The sequence below is a fragment of the Cupriavidus basilensis OR16 genome, assembly GCF_000243095.1.
Classification (GTDB): Bacteria; Pseudomonadota; Gammaproteobacteria; order Burkholderiales; family Burkholderiaceae; genus Cupriavidus; species Cupriavidus basilensis_D.
In genome coordinates this window covers 75,500-101,547 of sequence record NZ_AHJE01000065.1, presented here as the reverse complement: position 1 = coordinate 101,547, position 26,048 = coordinate 75,500, and the positions used below count along the sequence as shown (strand labels likewise).

At 66.5% G+C, this 26,048-nt stretch carries 21 protein-coding genes, 1 other RNA gene, 5 pseudogenes and 1 riboswitch; of the genes and pseudogenes, 17 read left to right on the top strand and 10 right to left on the bottom strand.

All coding sequences use genetic code 11. From position 1 onward, the window contains the following. Positions 1 to 437, top strand: a 437-nt coding sequence (locus tag OR16_RS23840; protein WP_006160617.1) for an elongation factor 1-alpha C-terminal domain-related protein, incomplete at its 5' end; no start/stop codon positions are given. Between the two features lie 47 nt (positions 438 to 484). After that, entirely contained in the window at positions 485 to 1,255 is a 771-nt protein-coding gene (gene cobA / locus OR16_RS23835; protein WP_006160615.1) for a uroporphyrinogen-III C-methyltransferase, read from the top strand. A 42-nt stretch (positions 1,256 to 1,297) separates the two neighbouring features. On the opposite strand, the gene OR16_RS23830 is transcribed toward cobA, so the two are convergent. The 3 genes and pseudogenes from OR16_RS23830 to lptF form a co-directional block, all read right to left on the bottom strand. After that, on the bottom strand, positions 1,298 to 1,696 hold the full coding sequence (locus tag OR16_RS23830) for a sirohydrochlorin chelatase (protein WP_006160613.1): 399 nt from the start codon (positions 1,694 to 1,696) through the stop codon (positions 1,298 to 1,300). Positions 1,697 to 1,749: 53 nt separating this feature from the next. After that, a complete protein-coding gene (gene lptG / locus OR16_RS23825; RefSeq protein WP_043420833.1) occupies positions 1,750 to 2,904 on the bottom strand; it encodes an LPS export ABC transporter permease LptG in 1,155 nt (384 codons plus the stop codon). Further along, positions 2,901 to 4,026 (bottom strand): annotated as a pseudogene (lptF, locus tag OR16_RS23820) (LPS export ABC transporter permease LptF). Before lptF ends, lptG begins: the two are co-directional and overlap by 4 nt. Before the next feature lie 139 nt (positions 4,027 to 4,165). Between lptF and OR16_RS23815 the strand changes: the two are divergent. From OR16_RS23815 to OR16_RS23805, 3 genes are all read left to right on the top strand, one after another. After that, positions 4,166 to 5,719, top strand: a complete 1,554-nt coding sequence (locus OR16_RS23815) for a leucyl aminopeptidase (RefSeq protein ID WP_006160610.1) — start codon at positions 4,166 to 4,168, stop codon at positions 5,717 to 5,719. Positions 5,720 to 5,805: 86 nt separating this feature from the next. Further along, a complete protein-coding gene (locus OR16_RS23810) occupies positions 5,806 to 6,267 on the top strand; it encodes a DNA polymerase III subunit chi (protein WP_006160609.1) in 462 nt (153 codons plus the stop codon). After that, on the top strand, positions 6,264 to 6,851 hold the full coding sequence (locus OR16_RS23805; RefSeq protein WP_006160608.1) for a hypothetical protein: 588 nt from the start codon (positions 6,264 to 6,266) through the stop codon (positions 6,849 to 6,851). Before OR16_RS23810 ends, OR16_RS23805 begins: the two co-directional genes overlap by 4 nt. Positions 6,852 to 6,934: 83 nt before the next feature. Here the strand turns inward: OR16_RS23805 and ilvD are convergent, their stop codons facing one another. After that, a complete protein-coding gene (ilvD, locus tag OR16_RS23800) occupies positions 6,935 to 8,608 on the bottom strand; it encodes a dihydroxy-acid dehydratase (protein ID WP_006160607.1) in 1,674 nt (557 codons plus the stop codon). 165 nt (positions 8,609 to 8,773) lie between these two features. Here ilvD and OR16_RS23795 point away from each other — a divergent pair, with 165 nt between their 5' ends. From OR16_RS23795 to OR16_RS23760, 8 genes and pseudogenes are all read left to right on the top strand, one after another. Next, positions 8,774 to 9,793 (top strand): LysR family transcriptional regulator, encoded by a 1,020-nt coding sequence (locus OR16_RS23795; protein ID WP_006160606.1) that lies wholly within the window; start codon positions 8,774 to 8,776, stop codon positions 9,791 to 9,793. A gap of 68 nt (positions 9,794 to 9,861) precedes the next feature. After that, positions 9,862 to 10,637, top strand: a pseudogene (gene lgt, locus OR16_RS23790) (prolipoprotein diacylglyceryl transferase). Positions 10,638 to 10,660: 23 nt separating this feature from the next. Continuing rightward, on the top strand, positions 10,661 to 11,374 hold the full coding sequence (locus OR16_RS23785; protein ID WP_006160601.1) for an HAD family hydrolase: 714 nt from the start codon (positions 10,661 to 10,663) through the stop codon (positions 11,372 to 11,374). Between the two features lie 213 nt (positions 11,375 to 11,587). Next, a complete protein-coding gene (locus OR16_RS23780; protein ID WP_006160600.1) occupies positions 11,588 to 12,328 on the top strand; it encodes a GntR family transcriptional regulator in 741 nt (246 codons plus the stop codon). 27 nt (positions 12,329 to 12,355) lie between these two features. Then, positions 12,356 to 13,810 (top strand): malonyl-CoA decarboxylase domain-containing protein, encoded by a 1,455-nt coding sequence (locus OR16_RS23775; RefSeq protein WP_006160599.1) that lies wholly within the window; start codon positions 12,356 to 12,358, stop codon positions 13,808 to 13,810. Between the two features lie 101 nt (positions 13,811 to 13,911). Next, positions 13,912 to 14,931: pseudogene (locus OR16_RS23770) on the top strand (Bug family tripartite tricarboxylate transporter substrate binding protein). 52 nt (positions 14,932 to 14,983) lie between these two features. Further along, positions 14,984 to 15,766 (top strand): enoyl-CoA hydratase/isomerase family protein, encoded by a 783-nt coding sequence (locus tag OR16_RS23765; RefSeq protein WP_006160597.1) that lies wholly within the window; start codon positions 14,984 to 14,986, stop codon positions 15,764 to 15,766. 110 nt (positions 15,767 to 15,876) lie between these two features. Continuing rightward, positions 15,877 to 17,386 (top strand): annotated as a pseudogene (locus OR16_RS23760) (malonate--CoA ligase). 125 nt (positions 17,387 to 17,511) lie between these two features. Here OR16_RS23760 and OR16_RS23755 read toward each other — a convergent pair. From OR16_RS23755 to OR16_RS23735, 6 genes are all read right to left on the bottom strand, one after another. After that, a complete protein-coding gene (locus OR16_RS23755) occupies positions 17,512 to 18,213 on the bottom strand; it encodes an SIMPL domain-containing protein (RefSeq protein WP_006160595.1) in 702 nt (233 codons plus the stop codon). A gap of 107 nt (positions 18,214 to 18,320) precedes the next feature. Continuing rightward, entirely contained in the window at positions 18,321 to 19,133 is an 813-nt protein-coding gene (locus OR16_RS23750; RefSeq protein WP_006160591.1) for a sulfite exporter TauE/SafE family protein, read from the bottom strand. An 84-nt stretch (positions 19,134 to 19,217) separates the two neighbouring features. Then, positions 19,218 to 19,712, bottom strand: coding sequence for an EVE domain-containing protein (locus tag OR16_RS23745; RefSeq protein ID WP_006160589.1), 495 nt, complete (start codon positions 19,710 to 19,712; stop codon positions 19,218 to 19,220). A 185-nt stretch (positions 19,713 to 19,897) separates the two neighbouring features. After that, positions 19,898 to 20,108, bottom strand: a non-coding RNA gene (ssrS, locus tag OR16_RS40525) — 6S RNA. A gap of 313 nt (positions 20,109 to 20,421) precedes the next feature. Continuing rightward, positions 20,422 to 20,763, bottom strand: coding sequence for a cell division protein ZapA (locus tag OR16_RS23740; RefSeq protein WP_006160587.1), 342 nt, complete (start codon positions 20,761 to 20,763; stop codon positions 20,422 to 20,424). Beyond that, complete coding sequence (locus OR16_RS23735) at positions 20,760 to 21,101, bottom strand: hypothetical protein (RefSeq protein WP_006160586.1); 342 nt, start codon at positions 21,099 to 21,101, stop codon at positions 20,760 to 20,762. The genes OR16_RS23740 and OR16_RS23735 overlap by 4 nt, the downstream gene beginning before the upstream one ends. 208 nt (positions 21,102 to 21,309) lie before the next feature. Beyond that, positions 21,310 to 21,506: riboswitch (cobalamin riboswitch) on the top strand. Positions 21,507 to 21,604: 98 nt separating this feature from the next. On the opposite strand from OR16_RS23735, the gene OR16_RS23730 reads away from it, so the two are divergent. The 4 genes and pseudogenes from OR16_RS23730 to cobO all read left to right on the top strand — a co-directional run bounded on the left by OR16_RS23730 (position 21,605) and on the right by cobO (position 26,022). Next, positions 21,605 to 23,545, top strand: a complete 1,941-nt coding sequence (locus OR16_RS23730) for a TonB-dependent receptor plug domain-containing protein (protein WP_043420830.1) — start codon at positions 21,605 to 21,607, stop codon at positions 23,543 to 23,545. Positions 23,546 to 23,560: 15 nt separating this feature from the next. Further along, the gene (locus tag OR16_RS23725; protein ID WP_006160584.1) at positions 23,561 to 24,559 is read left to right on the top strand and encodes a FecCD family ABC transporter permease; all 999 of its coding nucleotides are present in this window, start codon (positions 23,561 to 23,563) and stop codon (positions 24,557 to 24,559) included. Between the two features lie 5 nt (positions 24,560 to 24,564). Further along, positions 24,565 to 25,398: an ABC transporter ATP-binding protein gene (locus OR16_RS23720; RefSeq protein WP_006160582.1), complete on the top strand. Its 834-nt coding sequence runs from the start codon at positions 24,565 to 24,567 to the stop codon at positions 25,396 to 25,398. Continuing rightward, positions 25,395 to 26,022, top strand: a pseudogene (gene cobO, locus OR16_RS23715) (cob(I)yrinic acid a,c-diamide adenosyltransferase). Before OR16_RS23720 ends, cobO begins: the two are co-directional and overlap by 4 nt. Positions 26,023 to 26,048 lie beyond the last annotated feature (26 nt).

The window sequence follows — 26,048 nt, the reverse complement described above, 5'->3', positions numbered from 1 at the left end:
CCAACGGCGTGGCCGAATCGGCCAGCGTGGGCGAGACGGTGACCGTGCGCCTGTCGGAAGACGTGGATGTGTCACGCGGTGATATGTTCGTGGCTGCCGACGCGGACAGCGTGTCGGCCAAGAAATTGACCGCCGACCTGTGCTGGTTCGACGATGAATCGCTCAATCCGGCCCGCAAGTACGTGCTCAAGCACACCACGGCCAGCGTGTTCGCGCGCGTGTCGTCGGTGGATCGCGTGCTGGACGTGCATACGCTGCTGCATGAGACCGACCGCCACGAGATCGGCCTGAACGATATCGGCTCGGTGCAGATTTCGCTGCAAAAGCCCATCGTCTGCGACAACTATGGCGACAACCCGGCGACCGGCGCTTTCGTGCTGATCGACGAAGCCACCAACCACACCGTGGCCGCTGGCATGATCCGTGCATTCGCCTGAGGCGAGTGCATAGACAAAACGATCAAGTGAGCGCGAAGGAGCAAGGCATGGGCAAGGTCTATCTGATCGGCGCGGGTCCCGGCGCCGCGGACCTCATTACGGTGCGCGGTGCACGGCTTTTGGGCGAAGCCCAGGTGGTGCTGCACGATGCGCTGGTCTCGCCCGAGATGCTGGCATGGTGTCCGCAGGCGCAGCTGATCGAGGTCGGCAAGCGCTGCGGCCAGCGTTCCACCGCGCAACTGTTCATCAACCGCCAGATCGTGGATCAGGCCAGCAAGTTCGAGCGCGTGGTGCGCTTGAAGGGCGGGGATCCGATGCTGTTCGGCCGCGCCGACGAGGAGCTGCAGGCGCTGGAAGAGGCCGGCATCGAGTACGAGATCGTGCCGGGCATCACCGCCGCGCTGGCGGCCGCTTCCGCGATCCGCAAGCCGCTCACCAAGCGCGGCGTGTCGCGCAGCGTGGCCTTTGCGACCCAGTCCAAGGCGGCTGACACGATCGATGTGGAGGCCGATGTCAAGGCCGATACGGTGGTGTATTACATGGGCCGCGACCAGGCGGCATCCATCGCCGCGCAGTTGATCGCGCACGGCAAGCCGGCTTCGACGCCCGCCTGGGTGGTTGAGGCCGCTACCTCGGCGCACCAGCGCAGCCGCCAGTTCACGCTGCGCCAGATGGCGGCGGGCGAGGCGGCGGCCTGGATCAATCCGGTCCATCCCAGCCTGCTGATGATTGGCGAAGCGCTGGCTTCGCGGGCAAGCGAGGTGGTGCCGCAGGATGCGCAGGGCGACGTTTCATACGCGGAAATTCGCGCGGCCTGAAGCACTGGCGTGCCAAAGAAAAAACTTTGGGCGTTGCGTGCGTCAAGGTCTGGTGCCGGTCAACGTGCCCGCGCAGTAAGCCGCAATCGCATCCAGCACGCTGTCATCCTCGCCCACCGCCGCCGCGCAGCGGATCGTCACGCCCGGAAGCTTGCCCCGGCAGTCGTCCAGCAAGGCCGGCAGGTCCCGCCGCAGATGCCCGCCCTGGCCAAAGAACACCGGCACCACATTGATATCAGTAATGCCGCCGGCAGCCAGCTCTGCCAGCGCATCCGGCAGCGAGGGCGCCATCAGTTCCAGGAAGGCCAGGCGCACCGCGCAATCCGGCAGCGCAGCCGCCAGCTTGGCATGCAGCCGGTCAAATGGCTCGCGCCAGCGCGCATCGCGCGCGCCATGGCCGAACAGCACCATGGCTTGGCGGGGCAGGGAGGTCATGGTCATGTTCAGGCCTTAAATCCACCTTGGTGTCGCCTTATTGTCGCCTTGGTGCCGCCTTAATGCCGGTCCACCCAGCGCAACGCGCCAAGCGCCACCAGCAGGTACAGCGTGCCGGGGATCAGCGCCGAGACGATCGGCGGCCAGGTATGCAGCAGCCCCACGTGCGAGAACAGCGTGTTGGACAAGTGGAAGGAGAGCCCCAGCATGATGCCGCCGAACACCTTCACGCCCACCGCGCCGGCCCGCGCGTGCAGGTAGGCGAAGGGCAGGGCCAGCGCCACCATCACGAACAGGGTCAGCGGATAGATCACTTTCTTCCAGAAGGCGATCTCGTAGCGCTGGGTATCCTGCTTGTTGTCGCGGAGGTGGCGGATATAGCGGAACAGGTCCACCGTGGACATCCGCTCCGGCTCCACCAGCAGCACCGACAGGATCTGCGGCGTCAGCTCGGAGCGCATGACCATGGTGGGCACGCTGCGCTGCTCACCGCGGAAGGCCGGTGCCAGGGCGTCCGCATTGCCCGGTGCGCCCGTTGGCAGCTCCAGGAAGTGGGTCTCGGTCACGCCGGTGAGCTGCCAGGACTGGCCGCCCTGGTAGCGGCCTTCCTTGGCCACGCGGATCACGCTCAGGCGGTATTGTGCGTCGAACTCATAAATGGTGACGCCGGTGATGCTCTGGTCGGGCCGCAGGCCGGCCACGTTGACGAAGCGCGTGACCTCATGGCCCAGGGAGGCATCGCGGTCGCGGTCCTTGACCCATACGCCGGAGCGAAAGCCGGCGGAAACCGTGGCGCCCAGCGCTTCGAGCTTGACCTTCTGCGCGTACTGCTCGGCCTTGGGGCCGATGAACTCGCCGAAGATGAACGTGGCAATGGCCAGCGGAATCGCCAGCTTGAACAGCGAGAACAGCGCCTGGCGGGTATTCAGGCCCGCCACCCGGAAAATGGTGTACTCGGACTGGCTGGCCAGTTGCGAGAACACATAGATGGCGCTGATCAGCACGGCGATCGGCAGCACCTCATAGATGCGGGTGGGCGCCTGCAGGATGACGTGGAAGAACGCCACCAGCGAGGTGTAGCGGCCGGCCACGCTCTCCAGCTCGCTGAGCATGTCGAAAAACACGAACAGCGCCAGCACCGCAAACAGGATAAAGGCGAACACGCCGTAGATCAGCCGCCCGAAATAGCGCTCATAGACGCGCAATACCGTCATGCCTGGCTCCCCCGGTTGCGGCCCTTGCGGGGCAGGCCGAACACAGCGCGCCAGCCACCCAGGCTGCGGTTCTGGCGGTAGCGGAACAGCAGCACCGCGCCCAGCAGGGCGATCAGGTGGAATGGCCACCAGGCCATCGAGAACGGGATGGAGCCGGAGCGCACCCAGGCCTGGGAGAGATTGATCACGTTACTGTAGGTCAGGTAGATCAGCACCGCGAAGACCAGGGGCGTGTAGCGGCCCAGGCGCGGGTTGACGTAGGCAAGCGGGATGGCGATCAGCACAAAGTTGAAGGCCAGCAGGGGCAGCGACAGGCGCCACAGCAACTCGCCCAGGTTCTCGTTGGTGGGGCTGCGCAGCAGGTCGATGGTGTCGCGGCTCTTGGTCGGCAGGTTGGCCTCCGACTCAGGTGGTTTGTTGTCCACCTTGACCGCGTACTGGTCGAACTCGACGATGCGGTAGTCGATCTTGCCGGGCGTGCCGGCATAGCGGCGGCCGTTCTCCATCACCACCATGCGGTCGCCGTTGGGCATGGTCCGGAACTGGCCCTGGTGGGCCAGCGCCACGCCGATCTTGTCGGCCTCGGCATTGGCCACAAAGACATTGCGCGCATGCTTCATGTCGGCGTCGATGCCTTCGATGAACAGCACGTAGTTGCCCTTGGCCGGCTCGATGAAGCGGCCGGCGGCAATCATGGACAGCACGCCGCGCTGCTCGAAGCGGTCGCGGAACAGGGCGCTTTGCTGGTTGGCCCACGGCCATGCGAACATGCCCAGCAGCAGCGACATGATGATGAAGGGCGCGGCAAACTGCAGCACCGGCTTGACCAGGTCGCGCAGCGAGATGCCGGCCGAGAACCACACCACCATCTCCGAGTCCTTGTACCAGCGCGTGAGCACGATCAGGTCGGAGGATGAACAGGGTGGCGGACAGCAGGATCGACAGGTAGCCAATGGTGGCCAGGCCGATCAGCATCAGGACGTCATTGGGGCTGGCCTGGCCATTGGCGGCCATGCCGAGAATACGGATTACGAGCGAGGTCAGCATGAAGGTCAGCATGACCAGGAACACCGCGCCAGCGGTGTAGGCGAGCTCGCGACGCAAGGCTTGTTGAAAGATCATGCGGAGTCGGTTCCGGGCTGCCGGCCGGCGCGGGCGATGTCGGTGCCGCGGTGCCTGCTAGCAAGCATAGCGGACCAGCGGCAGCAAATCGCGGATAATAGGAGCTTTCGTGGTGGACGAGCCCCTGGAAGGAAGCGCGATGGAATTTAGCACAAAAGCCTTGGATTGGAGCAAAGCGGGCCAAAATGGTTTCCTGGCAACCAAGACCGATTGTCTGGTGGTGGGCCTGTTTGAGGGACAGAGCCTGGCCGGTGTGGCCAAGGCACTCGACGTAGCAACCAAGGGTTTGGTTTCCCGGCTCGTCAAGCTGGGCGATTTCGAAGGCAAGCGCGGTACCCAGCTGATGCTGCACGAAGTGGCCGGCGTGGGCGCCGCCCGCGTGCTGCTGGTGGGCTTTGGCAAGGAAGCGGAGTTCGGCGACAAGGCGTTCGCCGAGGCCGTGCGCACCGCGCTGCGTGCCTTGTCCGCCACGCGCGCCGCCAATGTGCTGTGGTGCCTCGCCCAGCAGCAGGCGCCCCAGCAGGCCGGCAACGCCCGTGACCTGTCCTGGCGCCTGATCAGCACCGTGACGTTGATCCGCGAAGCCGGCTACCGCCTGCTGGAGCGCCATCCCGGCCTCAAGCGCGCCAACGCGAAGGGCAACGGCGCGGACAATCTCCCTGGCCTGCGCAAGGTGGTGCTGACGGTGGACGCGGTGGACGCCAAGGCAGCCGCCCAGGCCGTGGTCCGTGGCGCGGCCATTGCCAGCGGCATGGAGCTGACCAAGGATCTGGGCAACCTGCCGTCCAACGTCTGCACGCCTACCTACCTGGCCAATACCGCGCGCGGCATCGCCAAGCGCCACAAGCTCAAGGTGGAAGTGCTCGGCCGCAAGCAGCTCGAAGCCCTCAAGATGGGCGCCTTCCTGGCGGTCACCAAGGGCGCGATCGAGCCGCCCCAGTTCATCGTGCTGCGCTACGACGGCGCCTCGGCCAAGCAGGCGCCGGTGGTGCTGGTGGGCAAGGGCATCACCTTCGATACTGGCGGCATCTCGCTCAAGCCTGGCGAAGGCATGGACGAGATGAAGTACGACATGTGCGGCGCCGCCTCGGTGCTGGGCACGCTGCAGGCGGTGGCCGAGATGGGCCTCAAGCTGAACGTGATCGCGGTGGTCCCCACCTGCGAGAACATGCCGTCCGGCAACGCCACCAAGCCCGGCGACGTGGTCACCAGCATGTCCGGCCAGACCATCGAGATCCTCAACACCGATGCCGAAGGCCGCCTGGTCCTGTGCGACGCGCTGACCTATGTGGAGCGCTTCAAGCCGGCCGCCGTGGTCGACGTAGCCACCCTGACCGGCGCCTGCATCATTGCGCTGGGCCACGTCAACAGCGGCCTGTACGCTCGCAACGACGGCCTCGCGGACCAGCTGCTGCAGGCCGGCCGCAAGGCCATGGACACCGCCTGGCGCATGCCGCTGGACGATGACTACCAGGACCAGCTCAAGTCCAACTTTGCCGATATGGCCAATATCGGTGGCCGCCCGGCCGGCAGCGTGACCGCCGCCTGCTTCCTGGCGCGCTATACCGAGAAGTACGACTGGGCCCACCTGGACATCGCCGGCACCGCCTGGAAGAGTGGCGCCGCCAAGGGCGCCACCGGCCGCCCGGTGCCCCTGCTGGCGCAGTTCCTGATGGACCGCGCCGCCGCCTGATGCTGCGCGCGAGCCGGCGCCGCCTTCTGGCGCCGGCTCGCCTTGCACCGGGTCCCGCCTAGTATTCACAGGACTGGCTTTTACCCATGACGCGTATCGATTTTCACAGCAACGTGCCGGACAAGCTCGGCTACGCTTGCCGGCTGATCCGCAAGGCGTACGGCGCCGGCCAGAAACTGGTGGTGCATGGCGCGCCGGAACAGCTGGCGCAGCTCGATGCGCGCTTGTGGACGTTCTCCGCGCTGGATTTCCTGCCGCATTGCGGCGTGGACAGCCCGAACGCCGAGGTGACGCCGATTGTGCTGGCGGCCACGCTGGACCAGGCCCCGCACCATCAGTTGCTGATCAATCTCAGCGCTGAGCCGCCGGCGCAGTTCGCGAGCTTTGAGCGCATGATCGAGGTGGTCGGCAGCGACGCCGACGACCGTGCCGCCGGGCGCGAACGCTTTCGCCTGTATCGCGAGCGCGGCTATCCGCTGGCGCACCACGATATCGCCCAGGCAGGCCAGGCAGGCCAGGCAACACAGGGTAAGGGGGATGCCGCATGACCGAACGCACCACCTCGCGGGTGATCCCGCGCATCGGGCCCAACGACAGCATTCCGCTGCTGACGGAGGTGATCGACCTGCCCACCGACGGCGCCAGGCAACCGGCGCCGGATGCGCCAAGGGCGCCGCAGACGGTGGCGTGGTCGGACGCCGGCGCCAGCAGCCCCAGCCATGCCCAGCCCGCCCATGACATGACCTGGCCCGGCCCGGTCACCCATGTCGTCATGCCCCGGGAGACCGGCGAAGGCATGGCCGCTCCCGAGATTCCCGCTCTGCACTCGCCAGCCCCGTCCACCCAGGACGGCGCCTACTCGGCTTCCCATGCCACGCACCACCCCAGCCCGCCGCCCAGCCCGGAAGAGCTGCGCGCGGTGCGCAGCGAGCTGCTGACCCGCGTGATGATGCGGTTTCGCACCGAATGGCCGCAGGTGGTGGAGGCCCATACCGAGGCCACGCTGCAGTCGCGCCTGGCCCCGCTGACCGCGCAGCTGGCGGCGGAACTGACGCAGGCGATGGAGGCCCGGCTGGTGGAATGGCTGGACGCCACGCTCGAAGAGATCGAGCGCGACCCGGGCGGGATGTGAGGAAAATCCACCGCACCATAAAAAATGCCCGCGATCGCTCGCGGGCATTTTCACTTTGACGATAGGGCTTAACGCGCCAATCCTCAGTCCGTCACAGCGCCCTTGCTGGCGGTCGATGCCAGCTTGGCGAACTTGGCCAGCACGCCACGGGTGTAGCGCGGTGCCGGCTGCTTCCAGGCGGCGCGGCGCTTGGCCAGCTCTTCTTCGCTCACGTTGAGTTCCAGCAGCAGCTTGTGCGCGTCGATGGTGACCGAGTCGCCTTCCTGCACCAGCGCGATGTTGCCGCCCACGTGCGCTTCCGGTGCGACGTGGCCGACCACCATGCCCCAGGTGCCGCCCGAGAAGCGGCCATCGGTGATGAAGCCGACCGACTCGCCCAGGCCCTTGCCGATGATGGCCGAGGTGGGGGCCAGCATTTCAGGCATGCCGGGGCCGCCCTTGGGGCCCAGGTAGCGCAGCACCAGGATGTCGCCGGCGTTGATCTTGTCGGCCAGGATGGCGTCCATGGCGCTTTGCTCGTCCTCGAACACGCGGGCCGGGCCGGTGATGACCGGGTTCTTCAGGCCGGTGATCTTGGCGACGGCGCCTTCCGGTGCCAGGTTTCCCTTCAGGATGGCCAGGTGGCCTTCCTTGTAGAGCGCCTTTTCGATCGGCATGATCACGTCCTGGTCGGCGCGCGGGGTGTCCGGCACGTTTTCCAGTTCCTCGGCCAGGGTGCGGCCGGTGATGGTCAGGCAGTCGCCGTGCATCAGGCCTGCCTTGAGCAGGATCTTCATGACCTGGGGAATGCCGCCCGCGCGGTGCAGGTCGGTGGCCACGTACTGGCCCGACGGCTTCAGGTTGCAGATCACCGGCACCTGGCGGCGGATACGCTCGAAGTCGTCGATGGTCCATTCCACTTCGGCCGAGTGGGCGATCGCCAGGTAGTGCAGCACGGCGTTGGTGGAGCCGCCGGTGGCCATGATCAGCGAGACCGCGTTCTCGATGGACTTGCGCGTGATGATGTCGCGCGGCTTGATGTCCTTCTTGATCGCCTCGACCAGCACGCGTGCCGATTCGGCGGCGCTGTCGACCTTTTCCTGGTCCGGGTTGGCCATGGTCGACGAGTACAGCAGCGACATGCCCAGTGCCTCGAACGAGGAGCTCATGGTGTTGGCGGTGTACATGCCGCCGCACGAGCCCGACGACGGGCAGGCGTTCTTCTCAACGCCTTCGAAGTCTTCCTGGCTCAGGCGCCCGGCGGTGAACTCGCCCACGGCCTCGAACGACGACACGATGGTCAGGTCCTTGCCCTTCCAGTTGCCCGGCTTGATGGTGCCGCCGTACACATAGATGCCCGGCACGTTGGTGCGCGCCAGCGCGATCATGCCGCCCGGCATGTTCTTGTCGCAGCCGCCGATCACGACCACGCCATCCATCCACTGGCCCTGGGCCGCGGTCTCGATACAGTCGGCGATGACTTCGCGGGAGATCAGCGAGTACTTCATGCCTTCGGTGCCCATCGACATGCCGTCCGAGATGGTCGGGGTGCCGAAGATCTGCGGGTTGGCGTCGGAGGCCTTGACGGCGGCAACCGCCGCGTCGGCCAGGCGTTGCAGGCCGGAGTTGCACGGCGTGATGGTGGAGTGGCCGTTGGCGATGCCCACCATCGGCTTGTCGAAGTCTTCCTTCTTGTAGCCCAGCGCGTAGTACATCGAGCGGTTGGGGGAGCGCGCCACGCCTTGCGTGATGTGCTGCGAGCGTTTGTTGTATGCCATGGGAATCTCCGGGGGAAGTGTGCCGGCTTGCGCGGGGCGCCTCAGGGGTTCCGAGGACCGGGCAGGCTCTTGCCATGTTGTGGACGAGAGCATGCCGCTTGCCTTTTATCGTGTCAAATATATTATTCAACCTTTATTGAGTCGAAAAACATATCAGGAGTCCCCGTGGACCTGCGTCAGTTGCGCTACTTCGTTACGGTGGCGGAGGAGTTGCATTTTGGCCGCGCCGCACGGCGCCTGGCCATGACGCAGCCGCCGCTGTCCCAGCAGATCCAGGCGCTGGAGGAGGAGATCGGCGTCCAGCTGTTCGCCCGCACGCGGCGCTCGGTGGCGCTCACCCCGGCCGGCCAGCAGTGGCTGCCGGAGGTGCGCCGCGTGCTGGCGGACGCCGCCGCGCTGCCGGGCCTGGCCCAGCGGCTGGCGCGCGGGGAGGCTGGCACGTTGTCGCTGGCCTTTGTCAGCACGGCCGACTACGGCATCCTGCCCGATCTGCTGCGGCGCTTCCGGGCCAGGCATCCCAATGTGCAGCTGCAGCTGCGCGAGGCCACAAGCGATATCCAGCTGGAGGCCCTGATCGACGGCGGCATCGACGCCGGGCTGGTGATCCGCCCGCAATTGCCGGCCATGCCGCATGGCGTTGCCTACCTGCCGCTGGTGCGCGAGCCGCTGGTGCTGGCCGTGCCGGAAGGCTGGCGCCCGGACGGCGCGGCGGCGCAGGAGGGTGTTTCGCTAAAAGATGCGGCGCACGAGCCGCTTATTATCTTTCCCCGGCGAAGCGCGCCAGCGTTTTATGACATCATTACGGGCTGTTACGCGCGCGAAGGCCTCACACCGGTGATCGCCCAGGAGGCCATCCAGATGCAGACCATTGTCAGCCTGGTATCCGCCGGCATGGGGGTGGCGCTGGTGCCGGCCTCGCTGTGCAACCTTCGCCGTACCGGTGTGTCCTACCTGCCGTTGCGCGATGCCGGGCCCGATATCGAAACCGGCCTGGTGTGGCGGGAGGCTGGTGCCGACAGTGTGAGCCCCGTGCTGCGATCGTTTATCGAGATCGCCGGCGCGCTGGCCTCTGCCATGACGCTGACGCAAAAGGCTGGCATAAAGCCGGGCACGGAGTCCGGCACTGAGTCTGGTACTGAGTCTGGCATTGTCGCTGCGGCAAGGCACCTGACGGACGCAGCCTGAACCCTGATGCCGCGCCGGACGCCAAGTTGCCCGCGCGCGGCCTCCTTACAACCCTAACCACGGCAAACATGCTGATTCATCCCCAATTCGATCCGGTTGCGATTCATCTCGGCCCGCTTGCCATCCGCTGGTACGGGCTGATGTACCTCGCCGGGTTCATCATGTTCCTGTGGTTCGGCCGCCTGCGCATCCGCCAGCCGCATATCGCGGCCCAGGGCTGGACGGTCAAGGACCTGGACGACATGCTGTTCTTCGGCGTGCTGGGCGTGATCCTGGGCGGGCGGCTGGGCTATGTGTTCTTCTACAAGGCCGATTACTACCTGAGCCATCCGCTTGAGATCTTCAAGGTGTGGGAGGGCGGCATGGCCTTTCACGGCGGCTTCCTGGGCGTGATCGTGGCGATGTGGCTGTTCGGCAAGCTGCGCGGGCGGCACTGGATGGAGGTCACCGACTTCATCGCGCCGATGATCCCCTGCGGGCTGGCGGCCGGGCGCATCGGCAACTTCATCAACGGCGAGCTGTGGGGCCGCCCCACCGACCTGCCGTGGGGCATGATCTTCCCGCAGGCCGGCGACAACATTCCCCGCCATCCATCCCAGCTCTATCAGTTTGCCGGCGAAGGCGTGGCGCTGTTCATCATCCTGTGGCTGTTCGCCAGGAAGCCGCGCCCCATGGGCGCGGTCTCGGGCGTGTTCCTGATCGGCTACGGCGGTTCATCCTGGGCCTGCTGGCACTGAACTTCTCCATGGGCCAGTGGCTGAGCCTGCCGATGATCCTGGCTGGCATCGCCATGGTGGTTTGGGCCAACCGTCACGGACAGACCGCGCAGGCCCCGGTCCGTTGAAGCTGGCGCGGATGACCCCGCGGATGACCCCGCAGATGACCCCGCAGGTGAGCCCGTTTTCCGCTGCCATCTTCGATATGGATGGCCTGCTGATCGATTCCGAGCGCGCCATCATGCAAGCCTGGATCGGCGCCGCGCGCGAGATCGGCATCACGCTGGCGGCCAGCGACTACGTGCAGGTCATCGGCAAGGCCAGGCCGGAGTCCGATGCCTTCCTGGTTGCCCTGCTTGGCGGTGAGCATGCCTTCCGCCAGGTGCAGGCGCTGGCCGGTGCGCAACTGCATGCGCCGGCCAGCGGGCCCCGGTTTCCGCTCAAGCCCGGCGCAAAGGAATTGCTGTCGGTGCTGAGTGGCGCGGGCATTCCCTGCGCGGTGGCATCGTCATCCTGCGTCGAGGAGATCCAGGACCGGCTCGGGCGCGTGGGCGTGCTGGATTTCTTTTCTTCGGTCTCGGGTGGTGACGAGGTGCGGCGCGGCAAGCCGGACCCGGCGCTGTACCAGCTTGCCGCTGAGCGCCTCGGCGTGGCGCCGCAGGCGTGCCTGGCCTTCGAGGACAGCGAGAACGGCGCAACGGCCGCTAGCCGCTCGGGTGCGCAGGTGGTGGTGGTGCCCGATATCAAGCCGCCTTCGCCGGTCGTGACCGGATTCAGTTTCCGGGTACTGGGCACGTTGCATGAGGCCATTGCGCACGTGCCGCACTGGTTCGGCATCCACGCGGCAAGGGGTTTGGCGGGCTAGGACGCACGCGGGATCTCTCGCGGCCACGTAAAGTGTCGTATAGGTACCTTTTAGCCGTAGTGGCGCATGCCGTGCATGCGGCTGTGCAACATCGAATTGTCTTGTCATCCGGTCGCCGTTATTCATAATTATGAATTATTGGGCCTGGCAAGACACATTTCACCGTGCCGCAAGCCACCCCGATGCCATTGCATTCTTCCGCCCGGAGGCACCATGCGCATCATCCAGCAGGCCCTGTACCTCGAAGTCGCGGAGCGCCTGCGCGCCATGATCGACGAGCACGCGCTGATGCCCGGCGCCTGGATCGACGAGGCCACGGTGGCCGAGTCGATGGGGATCTCGCGCACGCCGATGCGCGAGGCGCTCAAGGTGCTGGTCTCCGAAGGACTGGTGCGGCTCGAGCCGCGCCGCGGCTGTTTCGTCAACGCCTTGTCCGAGCAGGATCTCGACGAGATCTTCCCGCTGATGGCGCTGCTGGAAGGCCGCTGCGCCTATGAGGCGGCGCGCAACGCCACCGCCGAGGACCTCGATGCGCTCGAAAGCCTGCACGCCGACCTGGCCCGGTATGCGCAGGCCGGCAATATCGATGCCTACTACGAAACCAATTACCAGATCCATGAAGCCATCCAGCGGCTCGCCGGCAACCGCTGGCTGTCCGGCCTGATCAGCGACTTGCGCAAGGTGCTGCGGCTGTCGCGCCACAAGAGCCTGAAGCTGCCGGGCCGCATCCGCGAATCCTGCGCCGAGCACTTGTCGGTGTTCTCCGCGCTCAAGGCGCATGACCCGGAAGGCGCCGAGACCCTGATGAAGACGCACTTGCTGCGCCAGCGCGGCGCGCTCAGGGCACTGGACGCCGCCGAGGTTGCCGAGGCTGACGATAGCGGTGGCGATCCCATCCCCAAAGCACAGCCCGGCCGCCTGCAACTGGCCGGTAAATCACCCGTTGATCGATAGCGGCCAACCGAAGCGCACAGAGCAGGTATGTCCATGGATTCCCTCAGCAATAGCGAACAGAAAGTCAGCGCGCCCCTGAGCGGCTTGGAGCCGTCGGCGCAATCCCTGTTGTCCCGCTTTGGCCGGTGGTGGGGCCGCAAGGGCGATGACCGCGCCAAGCCGAATACGGGTGCCGATGCCAAGGCGGACGCCAAGGCCGTGGCGCTGCCGGTGCGCGTGCTGCGCCGGCAGCGCGAGCAACTGCGTCAATGCTTCGATGCGCGCCTGACCGACAGCGCCGCCAATACCGCAGCGCAAACCTGGCGGGCCGAATACGAAGCCGCGGGCGATGATGCACGCCAGGCCATGCTCGGCGTGCTGGCGGAAGTCGCGGCCAGCGGCGGCGCGGAATCGGATGACGACGTCAAGGAGGGCAAGCCGCCCAAATCCGCGCCGGGGCTTGCGCAGGCCATGTCCAACGCGCGCATCCGTTTCTTCAAGCGGCTGGCGGCGCTGCACGGGCAGGAGGGCGCGAGTGTTTGCGGCCTGCATTTCCTGATCGGCCTGCGTGCGGACATGTTGCGCTGGCACAAGCGCGTGCCGGGCCTGCGCCCGCTCGACGACGACCTGGAGGCGCTGTTCTCCAACTGGTTCGACGTGGGCCTGCTGGAACTGCAGCCCATCACCTGGGACTCGCCCGCGTCGCTGCTGGAAAAACTGATCCGCTACGAGGCGGTGCACGAGATCGCGTCCTGGGCGGACCTGCGCAACCGGCTCGATTCCGATCGCCGCTGCTATGCCTTCTTCCACCCGCGCATGCCGCGCGAGCCGCTGATCTTTGTCGAGGTGGCCTTCGTGCCCGAGATGGCCGCCAACGTCCACGCGCTGCTGGACGAAGCCGCGCCGCTGGAGGACCTGCGCCGCGTGAAGTGGGCGATCTTCTATTCCATCTCCAATACGCAGCCAGGCCTGCGCGGCGTGAGCTTCGGCAACTTCTTGCTCAAGCGCGTGATCGGGGTATTGCAGCGCGAGTTTCCCAAGCTCAAGCAGTTCGCCACGCTCTCGCCCATTCCCGGGTTCGCTGACTGGCTGCGCAAGCGCGACGGCGAGTCGGTGGCCAAGGTGCTGGGCGGCAAGCGCTTGGCGCGCTGGAGCGAGCGCAACGGCACGCCACCTGCCGACGGCGCTGGATGGCTGGCTGCGCTGCCGCCCGACTCGGACGACGCGACGGTGCGCGATACCGCGCTGACGCTGGCGGCGCACTACCTGGTGCGCGAGCGCCAGCAGGCGCTGCCGGCCGATCCGGTGGCGCGTTTCCACCTGGGCAATGGTGCCTGCGTGGAGCGCCTGAACTGGGCCGCCGACCTGTCGCGCAAGGGGCGCGCGCAGTCGTGCGGGATGATGGTGAATTATCTTTACGTGCCCGAGGCGCTAGATGACAATCTGGTGCGCCTTGGCAACGGATCCCCGCGCATGAGCCGCGCGGTGAGCAAGCTGCTGTAACCCTGGTCAGGTAAAAGACAAGGCCGCGGGCCGCGTTCGCGGGCCATTCCAGCAGTTCTTCGTTTTGACTTTCCACAGCAGAAGAGAGAGGAGACAGCGTCATGAATCGTCGTCAGTTTCAACTGGCAGGGCTGGCTTGCGCACTAGGCGCGGGTTTGGGTGCGCTAGCCCCGGTGGCGCAGGCCGACACCTGGCCGTCCAAGCCCATCACCGTGATCGTGCCGTTCCCGGCCGGCGGTGGCACCGATGCCTTTGCCCGCCCGCTGACCGCGCAGCTTTCCAAGCAGCTCGGCAAGCAGTTCGTGATCGACAACCGCGGCGGCGCCGGCGGCACAACCGCGGCGGCGCCGGCGGCACCGTGGGTGCGAGCATCGCGGCCAAGGGCGCGCCGGATGGCTATACGGTTTTCATTGGCGGCGCGCACCATGCCATCGCGCCGTCGTTCTACAAGAAGCTCGACTACGACATCGAGAAGGATTTCATCCCCATCACGGTGATCGCGCAGCCGCCGCAGGTGATCGTGGTGAACCCGGCCAAGGTCACCGCCAACACGCTGGGCGAGCTGATCGCCTATGCCAAGAAGAACCCCGGCAAGCTGAACTATGCCTCGGCCGGTAATGGCTCTTCCCACCATCTGGCAGGCGAGCTGTTCAAGCTGCAGACCAAGACCTTCATCACGCATATTCCCTACAAGGGGTTACAAGGGGGCGGGCCCCGCGCTGTCCGACCTGATCGCGGGCCAGGTGGACATGGATTTCGACGGTCTCGGCTCCTCGGCCCAGCACATCCGCGCCGGCCGCATCAAGGCGCTGGCGGTGGCGTCGACCAAGCGCTCGGCCGCGTTCCCGAATGTGCCCACCGCCGCCGAGGCTGGGGTGCCTAACTACGAAGTCTCCACCTGGTACGCGATGTGGGTGCCCAAGGGCACGCCCAAGGACATCGTCGACAGGCTCTACACCGAAGTGGAGAAGGCGCTGAACACGCCCGAGATGAAGCAGATCTGGATCGCCAACGGCTCCGACACGCCGGCTTTCACGCAAGAGCAGTTCGCGCAGTTCCAGCGCGCCGAGATCAAGCGCTGGGCCACGGTGGTGCAGCAGTCCGGCGCCAAGATCGATTGATGGAGGAGAGCCGCATGGTTTCCGATGTTTCCCACCGGTGTGGAGCGCAGGCATGAGCGGCACGGTGGCGTTCGCGCGTGAGGGCGACGTGGCCACGGTCACGCTGTCCCACGCGGGCAAGCTCAATGCCATCTCCGTGGCGATGTGGCGTGCGCTGGCGCAGGGCTTTGCGGCGTTGTCCGCCGATCCCTCGCTGCGCTGCGTGGTGGTGCGCGGCGCCGATGGCAACTTTGCCGCCGGCGCCGACATTGCCGAGTTTCCCGAGGAGCGGGGCGGCGCCGCCGCGCTGCGCAGCTACCACGAGGCGGTGATTGGCCCTGCGCTGGCCGCCATCGCGGGCTGCCTGCATCCGACGCTGGCCATGATCGAAGGGGTTTGCGTGGGCGGCGGGCTGGAGATTGCCTGCCATTGCGACCTGCGCATCGCCGCCGACGACAGCCGCTTCGGCGTGCCGATCAACCGGCTCGGCTTTCCCATGGCGCCCGGCGAGCTGACCGGGCTGCTGGCCCTGGCGGGCCGCGCCGTGACGCTGGAGATCCTGCTGGAGGGCAGGGTGTTCGACGCTGCCGAGGCGCGCGAGAAAGGGCTGCTGACGCGCGTGGTGCCGGCAGCGGCACTCGGCGAGGAAGTCGCCGCGGCCGTGAAGCGCATCGTGGCTGGCGCGCCGCTGGCCGCCCGCATCAACAAGGAGAGCATCCGCCGCCTGGCGCCGGCGCCCGCGCCGCTCACCGCGGCGGAGCTCGACGCGCATTTCCGCTACGGCGACAGCGCCGACCATGCCGAAGGCGTGGCGGCATTCCTTGCGCGCCGGCCGCCGCGCTTTAGCGGGCAATAGCACTGGCCTTAGCACTGGCAATCGCATTAGGTATCATTGCCGGCTATCGATCGGATTGCCCGTGCGGATTGCCCATGCTGTTGCCGATTCCGTTTTTTATCTTCCGCAATATGAACGCCAACCTGTTCGCCCTATTCGAATCCCGCTTCCCGGCGGACCGCAGCGCCTGCTGCATTGAAACCCACGACGGCCTCTACTACAGCTGGGACGACCTGGACCGCGCCACCGCCAAGATGGCCAACCTGCTGGCCGCGCTCAAGCTGCCCGAGGGCGCGCGCGTGGCGGTGCAGGTGGAAAAATCGCCGGAGGCGCTGTTCCTGTACCTCGCCACGCTGCGCGCGGGCTACATCTACCTGCCGCTCAATACCGCCTACCAGGAAGCCGAGATCGACTACTTTGTCGGCAACGCGGAGCCGGCGGTGGTGGTATGCAGCAGCGCCAATTTCGGCTGGGTGTCCAAGGTGGCGTTCCGCCACGGCACCAAGCACGTGTTCACGCTGGACGACGACCGCTCCGGCTCGCTGCTGTCCCGCGCCGCTGCGCAACCGGATCACTTCACCACGGTGGCGCGCGGCGCCGACGAGCTCGCCGCCATTCTCTACACCTCGGGCACCACGGGCCGCAGCAAGGGCGCCATGCTCACGCACGGCAACCTGGCCTCCAACGCCAAGACGCTGCACGCGTACTGGGGCTGGCGCAGCGACGACGTGCTGCTGCACATGCTGCCGATCTTCCACGTGCATGGCCTGTTCGTCGCGTCGCACGGCGCGCTCCTGGCCGGCGCCAAGATGATCTGGGCGCCCAAGCTCGACATGGCGCAGATCCTCAAGTTCCTGCCGCGCTGCACCGTGATGATGGGCGTGCCCACGGGTGCAGGAGCCGCGCTTTGACGACGACACCTGCCGCCGCATGCGCCCGGAAACCTTCGATGCCTTCCGCGAGCGCACCGGCCACACCATCCTGGAGCGCTACGGCATGAGCGAGACCGTGATGCTGGTCTCCAACCCGTACGAAGCGCAGGACGGCGAGCGCATCGGCGGCACCGTCGGCAAGGCATTGCCGGGTGTGTCGGTGCGCGTGGTCGATGGCGACGGCAAGCCTTGCGCGGCCGGCGAGATCGGCAATGTGGAAGTGCGCGGCCCGAACGTGTTCAAGGGCTACTGGCGCATGCCGGAGAAGACGCAGGAAGAGTTCACCGCCGATGGCTGGTTCAAGACCGGCGACGTGGGCCGCTTTGGCGGTGCCATCGTGAGCCAGGTGGGCGAGCGCAAGGTGCCCGACGACTACCTGACCATCGTCGGCCGCAGCAAGGACCTGATCATCTCCGGTGGCTACAACGTCTACCCCAAGGAGATCGAGAGCTTTATCGACGAGATGCCGGGCGTGGCGGAGAGCGCCGTGATCGGCGTGCCGCATGCCGATTTTGGCGAGGCGGTGGTGGCGGTGGTGGTTGGCAAGCCCGGTGCCTCGCTGGATGCGCTGAGCCTGATCGGCGGGCTCAAGGGTCGCATTGCCAATTTCAAGGTGCCCAAGCGCGTGCACCTGGTCGACGAACTGCCGCGCAACACCATGGGCAAGGTGCAGAAGAACGTGCTGCGCCAGCAATTTGGGGAGCTGTAGGCACCGCCGCTCGTTGATGGCTTATGCGTCATGAACAAGGCCCCTGCCGCTTGCGTGGCAGGGGCCTTGTTCTTGTGCCTTGTGCTTGCTGTCTTCTGCTTCTTGCCTGTGGCGTCGGGCAGCGCTTATTTCAGCATCTGCACCGAGCCGTTCACCGTCACGGTGACCTGGGCCTTGCCGCCCTCGACCGGCACCGGCGCGGAATCGGCCATCATGGCCTTGGCCGCGTACATGCGCGGCATCGGTTGCACCGCACCTACCTCGCCCACCTGCACTTCGCGGATGGTGTAGCTGCCGTAGCCGAACAGCTTGGTGGTGGCCTGCGCCTTGTCGCGGAACGAGGCCACGGCCTGTTCGGTCAGCTTGGTCTCGGCCGCCATGCGGGCTTCGCGCGAGAGCGAGAAGCTGATGTTCTGCACCTGCATCTGGCTGGCGAGTTGCCCGGCCAGCTTGGACACGGCCGTGAAATCGCGCGATTCCAGAATCACCTCGGCGCGGCCGCGCCAGGTGCTGATGCGCCCGTTCTTGTCGTTGGACGGATAGATGGTGAAGCCGCCCGATTGCGCCTGCACACCGTTGGTACGCTTGGCCTGTGCAATCACATCCGCCGTCTTGGCCGACAGCGCCGAGGAGATCGCGCCCGGCTCCGCGCCTTCCTGCTCGGCGGCGAGTGTCAGGTGGACCACGTCGGTCGGCACCTCGGTGGCGGCCTGGGCGGACAGCGACAGCACGCCGGCGGGCGCCGGCTCGTGGGTCGGGCCGCCGCCCTGGGCGGAGGCAACCATGGCGGTGGTACCGAGCAGCGTGGCGGCAAGCAGATGTTTCATTGGATTCTCCCTTTCAAGACGATGGGTATCAGACGCGCCGCCCAGGTGATCGTTCCGCTACGTTGCGCGCGGCCTTGTATCTACTTGTATCCGCGGCACCTGCCGCCTCAGAACGCGTGCCAGGCCTTCCACAGCATATAGGCCGACAGACTGAACAGCAGGCAGGCGAAGACCTTCTTCAGTTGCCCGACATCCATCCGGTGCGCGGTGCGCGCGCCCAGCGGCGCGGTCAGCACGCTGGCAACCGCGATCACCGCCAGCGCCGGCAGGTAAATGTAGCCGAGCGAGCCGGCTGGCAGCCCGGTCTGGCCCAGCCCGCTCCACACATAGCCGATCACACTCGCCACCGCGATGGGAAACCCGAGTGCGGCCGAGGTGGCCACGGCATTGTGGATGGGCACGTTGCACCAGGTCATGAACGGCACCGAGACAAAGCCGCCGCCCGCACCCACCAGGCTGGACAGGAAGCCAATCACGCCGCCGGCGCCCAGCATGCCGGGCGTGCCCGGCAGTTGCCGGTGCGGCGCGGGCTTGCGGTTGCGCAACATCTGCCACGCGGAAAAGCCCACGAACACGGCGAAGAGCAGCGACAGCCAGCTGGTCTTGAGCGCCGCGAACACCTTTCCGCCGCCGATCATGCCGCCAATCAGGATGCCGGGCGCCAGCGCGAACACCAGCTTCCAGCGCACCATGCCGCGCTTGTGGTGGGCGCGTACCGAGGACAGCGAAGTAAACAGGATGGTTGCCATGGAGGTGGCGATGGCCATATGGACGATGGCCTCAAGAGGGAAGGCCAGGGCGGTAAACAGCAGCGTGAGGAAGGGCACCATCAGCATGCCGCCGCCTACCCCAAGCAAGCCGGCGCAAAAGCCGGTAAAGGCGCCGAGCAGCAGCAGCCCGGGAATCAGGGAAAAGCTCATGACGCGGAATCGACCTTGTTGGCGTTGTAGTTATGTTATCGGCAGCCATTGTGTCATGCCGCTACTGTGACCGTCGGTGCCAGGCTAGCGCATCAGCCGCGTGGTGATGAAACGCCATTCGGCCGGGGTCACCGGCGTGATCGACAACCGGTTGCCGCGGCGTAGCACGACCATGTCGGCCAGTTCGTCATGCGCGCGCAGGTCGGCCAGCGAAATCAGCGGGCCCTTGCCGATAAAGCGCACATCAACCAGCATCCAGCGCGGTGCCTCGGGCTTGGCGGCGGCGTCGTAGTAATCGCTGTTCGGGTCGAACTGGGTGGGATCTGGGTAGGCGTGTGAGCTGACCTCGGCCAGGCCGGCAATGCCGGGCTGGGGGCAGGAGGAGTGATAGAACAGCACGCCGTCGCCGATCTGCATGCCGTCGCGCATGAAGTTGCGGGCCTGGTAGTTGCGCACGCCGGTCCATGGCAAGGTGCCGCGTTCGGCCAGCGTATCGATGCTGGCCTCGTCGGGTTCCGACTTCATCAGCCAGTACTGGCGGGCGCGCGCGGCGGCATTGGCTTGCGTGGATCGGCTCATGGGCGGGCAGGGCGGGCGTGACGTTGGCGACAGCGATATGTTGCAGCAAGCACGGCCAAAAGAAAACCGTCTGGCGGATGTGGGCCGTGGCGCAAAAACAGAGGGAGGGGGCACTGCAGAGGCAACGCAGGTTGGCCCGCGCCACAAAAGGAAAAGGCGGTGGTTGAATAACCACCGCCTTTAGAGGGGTCCCCGCCTCGGCCGCTGGATCGGCATCCTGAACCCAAGTGAGGTTCAGAGTGGCTGCGGAAGCCGCATTTCGGGTACATCACCGATTCAGGGAGTCCAGACTGCAACTATGAACCATGCGACGCGCTCGCCCACACGGCATAATCCCGCACCAACAAATGCTTATCGGTTCAAGGAATATGATCCTGACGAACCAGGCAGGGAAACTGTCAAACGTCTGACCTTTTTGCACTGCCAAACGCATACTGCTTTGGCATGGCTGTCAGACGTTTGCCGTTTCTAACTTGGATGGGATGAAAACGGCGGTCAGGCGCGATAACCCGACCTAAGGTGCCGCCACGATGTGGCTTGGTGCGGCTTGGCTCCACTATACACCGCGAGGCTTTCCATACCAAGCCCGTCTTTGCGTGTCGTTACATTTTGCTGACGCGCGCGGCATGTGGGGCACATCGGGCCGAAATCGCGAACGTAGCGCCGCCCACCTGTGCCGTGCGGTACACCGCCGGCGCAGGGCAGGGCATCAGTTGCGCGGCACGGGCGAATTGGTGCCCACATGCGCGTACTGGCGCAGGGCTTCATCCGCGCGTTCGTTCAACTCGCGAATGCGCGCACGCACCGCATCAACGGGAATGGCGCCATCGTCTTGCTGCTTGCGCTTGAGCGAGAGCAGGTCCGAGGCGATGCTGATCGCGGCCATCACGGCAACGCGTTCCACGCCCTTGGCCGATACCCCGCCCTTGAGCCGGGTCATCTGGTCGTCTACCAGTGCCACGGCTTCCAGCAGCGCGGCCTCGTTGTCGGGGGCGATGGCGAACCGGTAGGACTGGCCGGCAATGTTCACTTCGACTTGCTTATTGCTCATGCGTTTTCTCCGGTTGCCTTCTGTTCGGCGCGGCTGGCCGCCTCGCCCTCGCCGAGCCTGGCCGCCTCGCCCTCGCCGAGCAGGTCGAGCTGGCGGGCGTCGCTGGCGGTGGGCAGCTTGTCCAGGATCGACTGGATGCGCAGCTGCGCTTCCTCGATCTTGATATTGAGCAGCTCGCGGTCGGCGGCCATGGCTTCGCGGTCGCCGCGCAGCTGGCCGGTTTCGGCCTGCAGGCGTTCGATCTCCTCCCGCAGCCGCTGGTTCTCCGCCGCCAGGGTATCGGCATGGTGCAGCACACGCCCGATCTTGGCGGCGAGTTGTTCGAGTTCGGTGAGCATAGAGCCTGTCATATCTAGGGTCTCGGGTTTTGGGATTTTAGCCCAAGCGCTATCGTGCGGACGGCGAATGCAGACGTGTGTGACCGGGCCTGCGAGCCGAAGTTGCATGCATCGTCGTTTAACGGCATCCGTGGCGGCGGCTTTATGCCTGTTTCCAGGCGCTTTCCCGCTGTTTTGCCGCGGCATTGACGCTTGCCTCGAAACTGCCTACACTCGCGCACGTTCCAGGTGCTCGTAATCCTATTCACTACAGGGTTGCAGTTCAACGGGAAACAGGGAGCCAGCCGCCGCCGCCAGGGCAGGGCCGAGCCAACCTGTGCTGCCCCCGCAACGGCCCCGCAACGGTAAGCGACCGTGATCGCTGGTGTCGTCAGCCCGGATACCGGCCTGAACGAGAGTGCGCCGCCCTCCGCTGCTTTTTGCCGCGCAAGCCAGCGGCGCGCTTCGTCGCCAGACGGTCCGCGGGGGAACGGACCAGGCAGCTCTCTCCCATAATCCGCATCATGCGCTCATCGTCTTACAAGTCGAGCCGTCCGGCATTGCCGGCGCGCCACAAGACCGCCCCTGTTTTTGTCTCCCGACACGTCTGCGCCACGCCTGTCGCCTTGCTGGCCCTGCTCGCCGTGTGCGTGCCCGGTGCCGCCGTGGCCCAGGCCAGCGAGGCTGCCGCCGTGCAGCCGGCCGCCGACGCGCAGCTCGCGCCGGTGGTGGTCAGCGCCAACCGCACACCCCAGCCGATTACCGAGGCATTGCCGCACACGACGGTGGTGACCCAGCAGGACATCATCAACTCGCAGGCGATCGACCTGCGCTCGCTGCTGCGCACGCAGGCCGGCGTGGAGTTTGCCGCCAACGGTGGCCTGGGTGCCAATACCAGCCTGTTCATGCGCGGGGCCAACTCGAATCAGACGCTGATCCTGATTGACGGCGTGCGGATCTCGGCGGCCAGCAGCGGCACGGCCCAGCTCTCGAACATCCTGCCCGACCAGATCGACCATATCGAAATCGTGCGCGGCAACGTTTCCGCGCTGTATGGCTCGGATGCGATCGGCGGCGTGGTGCAGATCTTCACCAAGAGCGGCGCGGGCCAGGCCCCGGCGGCCAACGCGCAGATCGAGTATGGCAGCAACAATACGCGCCAGGGCACGGTGGGCTACGGCGGCCAGATCGGCGACACGTCGTTCAATATCACCGGCTCGGCCATCAAGACCGACGGCTTCTCGGCCATCAACACCAAGCAGCAGCCCAAGGCCAACCCCAACGACAACCCCTACGACAACAAGAGCGTATCGGGCCAGGTCAAGCATCGCTTCACCAGCGACTGGGACGCCGGCGTCACCGCCTACTATTCGAAGAGCAAGCTCTCCTACGACAGCACGGTGGGCAAGCCCACCGATGTCTGGTGGATGAACAGCGAGCTGTACACCGTATCCGCTTTTGTCAACGGCAAGATCACACGGGACTGGAGCACGCACTTCAAGGTGGCTCAGAGCGAGGATCGCAGCGAGAACACCAAGAACGGCCTGTTCGACAGCCGCTTCAATACACGTAACCGCCAGTACACCTGGCAGAACGAATACGCGCTGGCGCCCGCGCACACCTTGCTGTTCGGTACCGAATACCTGCAGCAGGAGTTCGATTCCAGCACCTATACCGCGCCCAACCGCAACGTGACCTCGGTGTTTGGCGGCTACGACGGGCGCCTTGGCAAGCATCAGTTGCAGCTCAACGTGCGCAACGACCATTACTCGGATTTCGGCAGCCAGGCCAGCTACTTCGCCGGCTATGGCTATAACCTGACCAACGCGTTCAAGCTGATCGCCAACGCCAGCAACGCCTTCCGCGCGCCGACGTTCAACGAGCTGTACTACCCGGGCTATGGCCAGCCCGGCATCAAGCCCGAGCGTGCCAAGTCGGTCGAACTGGGCGCGCAGTACAACACGGACGCCGCCGGCCTGCTGCGCGTGACCGTGTTCGAGACCCGCTATGACAACCTGATCACCGCGGCGCTGCAGCCCAATGGCTTGTTCCTGGCGCAGAATGTCAACAAGGCCAAGGTGCAAGGCATCGAAGCCTCGTGGCGCGCCAAGCTGATGGGCACCGACGTGGGCGCCAGCATCACCTTCCAGAACCCGGTGGACGAGCAGAGCAATACGCAGTTGCTGCGCCGCGCGCGCCGCCATGCCGCCTTCGACGTGGGCCGCCAGTTTGGCGACTTCCGCCTGGGCGGCGAGTGGATCATCTCCTCGACGCGCATGGATAGCGGCTCGCGCACGCTGGGCGGATACGGTATCGTCAACCTCAATGCCCGCTATAACATCGACAAGCAATGGTTCGTGGCCGCCCGTGTGGAAAACCTGTTCGACAAGAACTACCAGCTCGCCTATCCCTACAACACGCAGGGACGCGCCGGCTTTGTCACGCTCGGCTGGCGCCAGAAATGATGGTGGTTGCCTGACATGCGCCGCGCGCTAGCCGTCTGGCTGATGCTTGCCGCCGCCGGCGTGGCGGTGTTCCTGCTGTCGCTGGCGGTGGGCAGCGTGCCGCTGTCGGGCGCGCAGGTCTGGCAGGCGCTGTCCGGCGGCGCCGACGATACCGCCGGCGCCATCGTGCGTGAACTGCGCCTGCCCCGCGCGGCCGCGGCGTTCGCTTGCGGCGGCCTGCTGGCCCTGACCGGCGCGCTGATGCAGGTGCTGCTGCGCAACCCGCTGGCCGAGCCCTATGTGCTTGGCGTGTCGGGTGGCGCGGCCACGGGCGCGCTCACCGCCATGCTGATGATGTGGCCACTGTGGACGGTGCAGGCCGGCGCGGCCGGCGGCGCGCTGTTCTCGATGGTGCTGGTGGCCACGCTGGCGCGGCGCGACCTGCTGCATCCGCAGGTGCAGGGCGGCCATCATGAGGCCGGCTCGCGCCTGCTGCTGACCGGCGTGATCCTGGCCGCCGGCTGGGGCGCGCTCATTACCCTGATCCTCAGCGTGGCGCCCGAGGCCCGCTTGCGCGGCATGCTGTTCTGGCTGACCGGCGACCTGGGCGGCACCGCCAGCTACGGGCTCGCGCTGGGTGCGCTGGCGCTGGCCGTGCTGCTGGCGATGCCGCTGGCGCGCTCGCTCAATGCCATGCTGCTGGGCGAGACCGTGGCGCAGGCGCTGGGCGTGCGCGTTGGCGCGGTGCGCATGTCGGTGTTCGTGCTGGCCTCGCTGGCGATCGCGGTGGCCATCACCTCGGCCGGCTCGATCGGCTTTGTCGGGCTGGTGGTGCCGCACCTGGTGCGCCTTGCCTGGGGCAACGACCAGCGCCTGATGTTGCCTGCCTCGGCCTTGCTGGGCGGCACCTTGCTGATGGCCGCCGACCTGGTGGCACGCACGGTGATTGCACCCGCGCAGTTGCCGGTGGGCGTGATCACAGCGCTGCTGGGCGTGCCGACCTTCCTCTTTCTACTGCTGCGCAGGCCGCGCTGATCACCATGCCGACCTGGAACGAACCCGTCACCGCATGTCCGTCGCTGGTGCTGCAGTCCCTGCAGTTGCGCGCCGGCACGCGCTCACTGCTCGATGGGCTGAGCTTGTCCATGCAGGCTGGCGAGCTGTGGTGCATCGTGGGCCCGAACGGCGTCGGCAAGTCCACGCTGATGTCGGTGCTGGCCGGGCTGCGCAAGCCGGACGGCGGCGTGGTGCTGCTCGACGGCCGCGCGCCGCTGGAGACCCCGCCCGCGGCCCTGGCATTGCGCCGCGCCTACCTGCCGCAGGCGGTGCACGACACGTTCTCGATGTCGGTGCGCGATGCCGTGGCGGTGGGCCGTCATCCGCATCTCTCCGGCTGGGGCTGGGCCGGCCGCGAAGACGACGCGGTGGTTGCGGCGGTGGTGCGCGAGATGGATCTCGATGCGCTGGCGGGGCGCGATGTGCTGACCCTGTCCGGCGGCGAGCGCCAGCGCGTCTCGCTGGCGGCCACGCTGGCGCAACAGGCGCCGCTGCTGCTGCTGGACGAACCGGCCGCCCACCTCGACCTGCGCCACCAGATCATGGTGCTGGAAACCCTGGCCCGGCTGGCGCGCGCCGGGCGCCATGCCATCGTGGTGATCCTGCACGACCTTAACCTGGCGCGGCGCTACGCGACCCATGCCCTGCTGCTGGCCGAGGACGGCCTCTGCCTGCATGGCCTGGCCGCGCAGGTCCTGACCCCCGCGCATTGCTCGCACGCGCTGCGCACGCCCATTGTCAGCGTCAGCGATGGCCGCCATACCGCGCTGATCGCCGACGGGACTCTCCCCCAAGAACACGACGACAAAGCAACATGACTGAGCCTCAAGCCAACGATCCCTCCACGAACGAAGACGCTGCCCGCGACGAGCGCCACAAGGCGCGCATGGCGCGCAAGAAGGATGTCGTGGATGCCAAGATCGCCGCCGCGCAGGACGAGCGCGGCGTGATCGTCATCACCACCGGCAACGGCAAGGGCAAGTCCAGCTCCGGCTTTGGCATGGTGGTGCGCGCGCTCGGCCACGGCATGCAGGCCGGCGTGGTGCAATTCATCAAGGGCGCGATTCCCAGCGGCGAGGAACTGTTCCTGCGGCGCTTCCCGGAGCAGTGCGCCTTCCATGTGATGGGCGAGGCCCCAGGACCGCGCGCGCGACGTGGCCAAGGCCCAGGCCGCGTGGGAGGTGGCGCGCTCGCTGCTGCGTGACCCGGCGATCGGGCTCGTGTTGCTGGACGAGCTCAATATCGCGCTCAAGCTGCATTACCTCGATGTCGACACCGTCATCGCCGACCTGCGCGCCCGCCCGCCGATGCAGCATGTGGTCATCACCGGCCGCGGCGCGCCGCCCGCGCTGATCGAGGCGGCCGACACCGTGACGGACATGACGCCGGTCAAGCATGCCTTTCAGCAAGGCATCAAGGCCCAGCGTGGCGTCGAGATGTAAAACGTCTATTCTTGTTCCAGCGAATC

Excerpts from the sequence above, each read along its gene's own strand:
- cobA (WP_006160615.1), top strand. The coding sequence starts at position 485 with ATGGGCAAGGTCTATCTGATCGGCGCGGGTCCCGGCGCCGCGGACCTC.
- OR16_RS23830 (WP_006160613.1), bottom strand. The coding sequence starts at position 1,696 with ATGACCATGACCTCCCTGCCCCGCCAAGCCATGGTGCTGTTCGGCCAT.
- lptG (WP_043420833.1), bottom strand. The coding sequence starts at position 2,904 with ATGACGGTATTGCGCGTCTATGAGCGCTATTTCGGGCGGCTGATCTAC.
- OR16_RS23815 (WP_006160610.1), top strand. The coding sequence starts at position 4,166 with ATGGAATTTAGCACAAAAGCCTTGGATTGGAGCAAAGCGGGCCAAAAT.
- OR16_RS23810 (WP_006160609.1), top strand. The coding sequence starts at position 5,806 with ATGACGCGTATCGATTTTCACAGCAACGTGCCGGACAAGCTCGGCTAC.
- OR16_RS23805 (WP_006160608.1), top strand. The coding sequence starts at position 6,264 with ATGACCGAACGCACCACCTCGCGGGTGATCCCGCGCATCGGGCCCAAC.
- ilvD (WP_006160607.1), bottom strand. The coding sequence starts at position 8,608 with ATGGCATACAACAAACGCTCGCAGCACATCACGCAAGGCGTGGCGCGC.
- OR16_RS23785 (WP_006160601.1), top strand. The coding sequence starts at position 10,661 with ATGACCCCGCAGATGACCCCGCAGGTGAGCCCGTTTTCCGCTGCCATC.
- OR16_RS23780 (WP_006160600.1), top strand. The coding sequence starts at position 11,588 with ATGCGCATCATCCAGCAGGCCCTGTACCTCGAAGTCGCGGAGCGCCTG.
- OR16_RS23775 (WP_006160599.1), top strand. The coding sequence starts at position 12,356 with ATGTCCATGGATTCCCTCAGCAATAGCGAACAGAAAGTCAGCGCGCCC.
- OR16_RS23765 (WP_006160597.1), top strand. The coding sequence starts at position 14,984 with ATGAGCGGCACGGTGGCGTTCGCGCGTGAGGGCGACGTGGCCACGGTC.
- OR16_RS23755 (WP_006160595.1), bottom strand. The coding sequence starts at position 18,213 with ATGAAACATCTGCTTGCCGCCACGCTGCTCGGTACCACCGCCATGGTT.
- OR16_RS23750 (WP_006160591.1), bottom strand. The coding sequence starts at position 19,133 with ATGAGCTTTTCCCTGATTCCCGGGCTGCTGCTGCTCGGCGCCTTTACC.
- OR16_RS23745 (WP_006160589.1), bottom strand. The coding sequence starts at position 19,712 with ATGAGCCGATCCACGCAAGCCAATGCCGCCGCGCGCGCCCGCCAGTAC.
- OR16_RS23740 (WP_006160587.1), bottom strand. The coding sequence starts at position 20,763 with ATGAGCAATAAGCAAGTCGAAGTGAACATTGCCGGCCAGTCCTACCGG.
- OR16_RS23735 (WP_006160586.1), bottom strand. The coding sequence starts at position 21,101 with ATGCTCACCGAACTCGAACAACTCGCCGCCAAGATCGGGCGTGTGCTG.
- OR16_RS23730 (WP_043420830.1), top strand. The coding sequence starts at position 21,605 with ATGCGCTCATCGTCTTACAAGTCGAGCCGTCCGGCATTGCCGGCGCGC.
- OR16_RS23725 (WP_006160584.1), top strand. The coding sequence starts at position 23,561 with ATGCGCCGCGCGCTAGCCGTCTGGCTGATGCTTGCCGCCGCCGGCGTG.
- OR16_RS23720 (WP_006160582.1), top strand. The coding sequence starts at position 24,565 with ATGCCGACCTGGAACGAACCCGTCACCGCATGTCCGTCGCTGGTGCTG.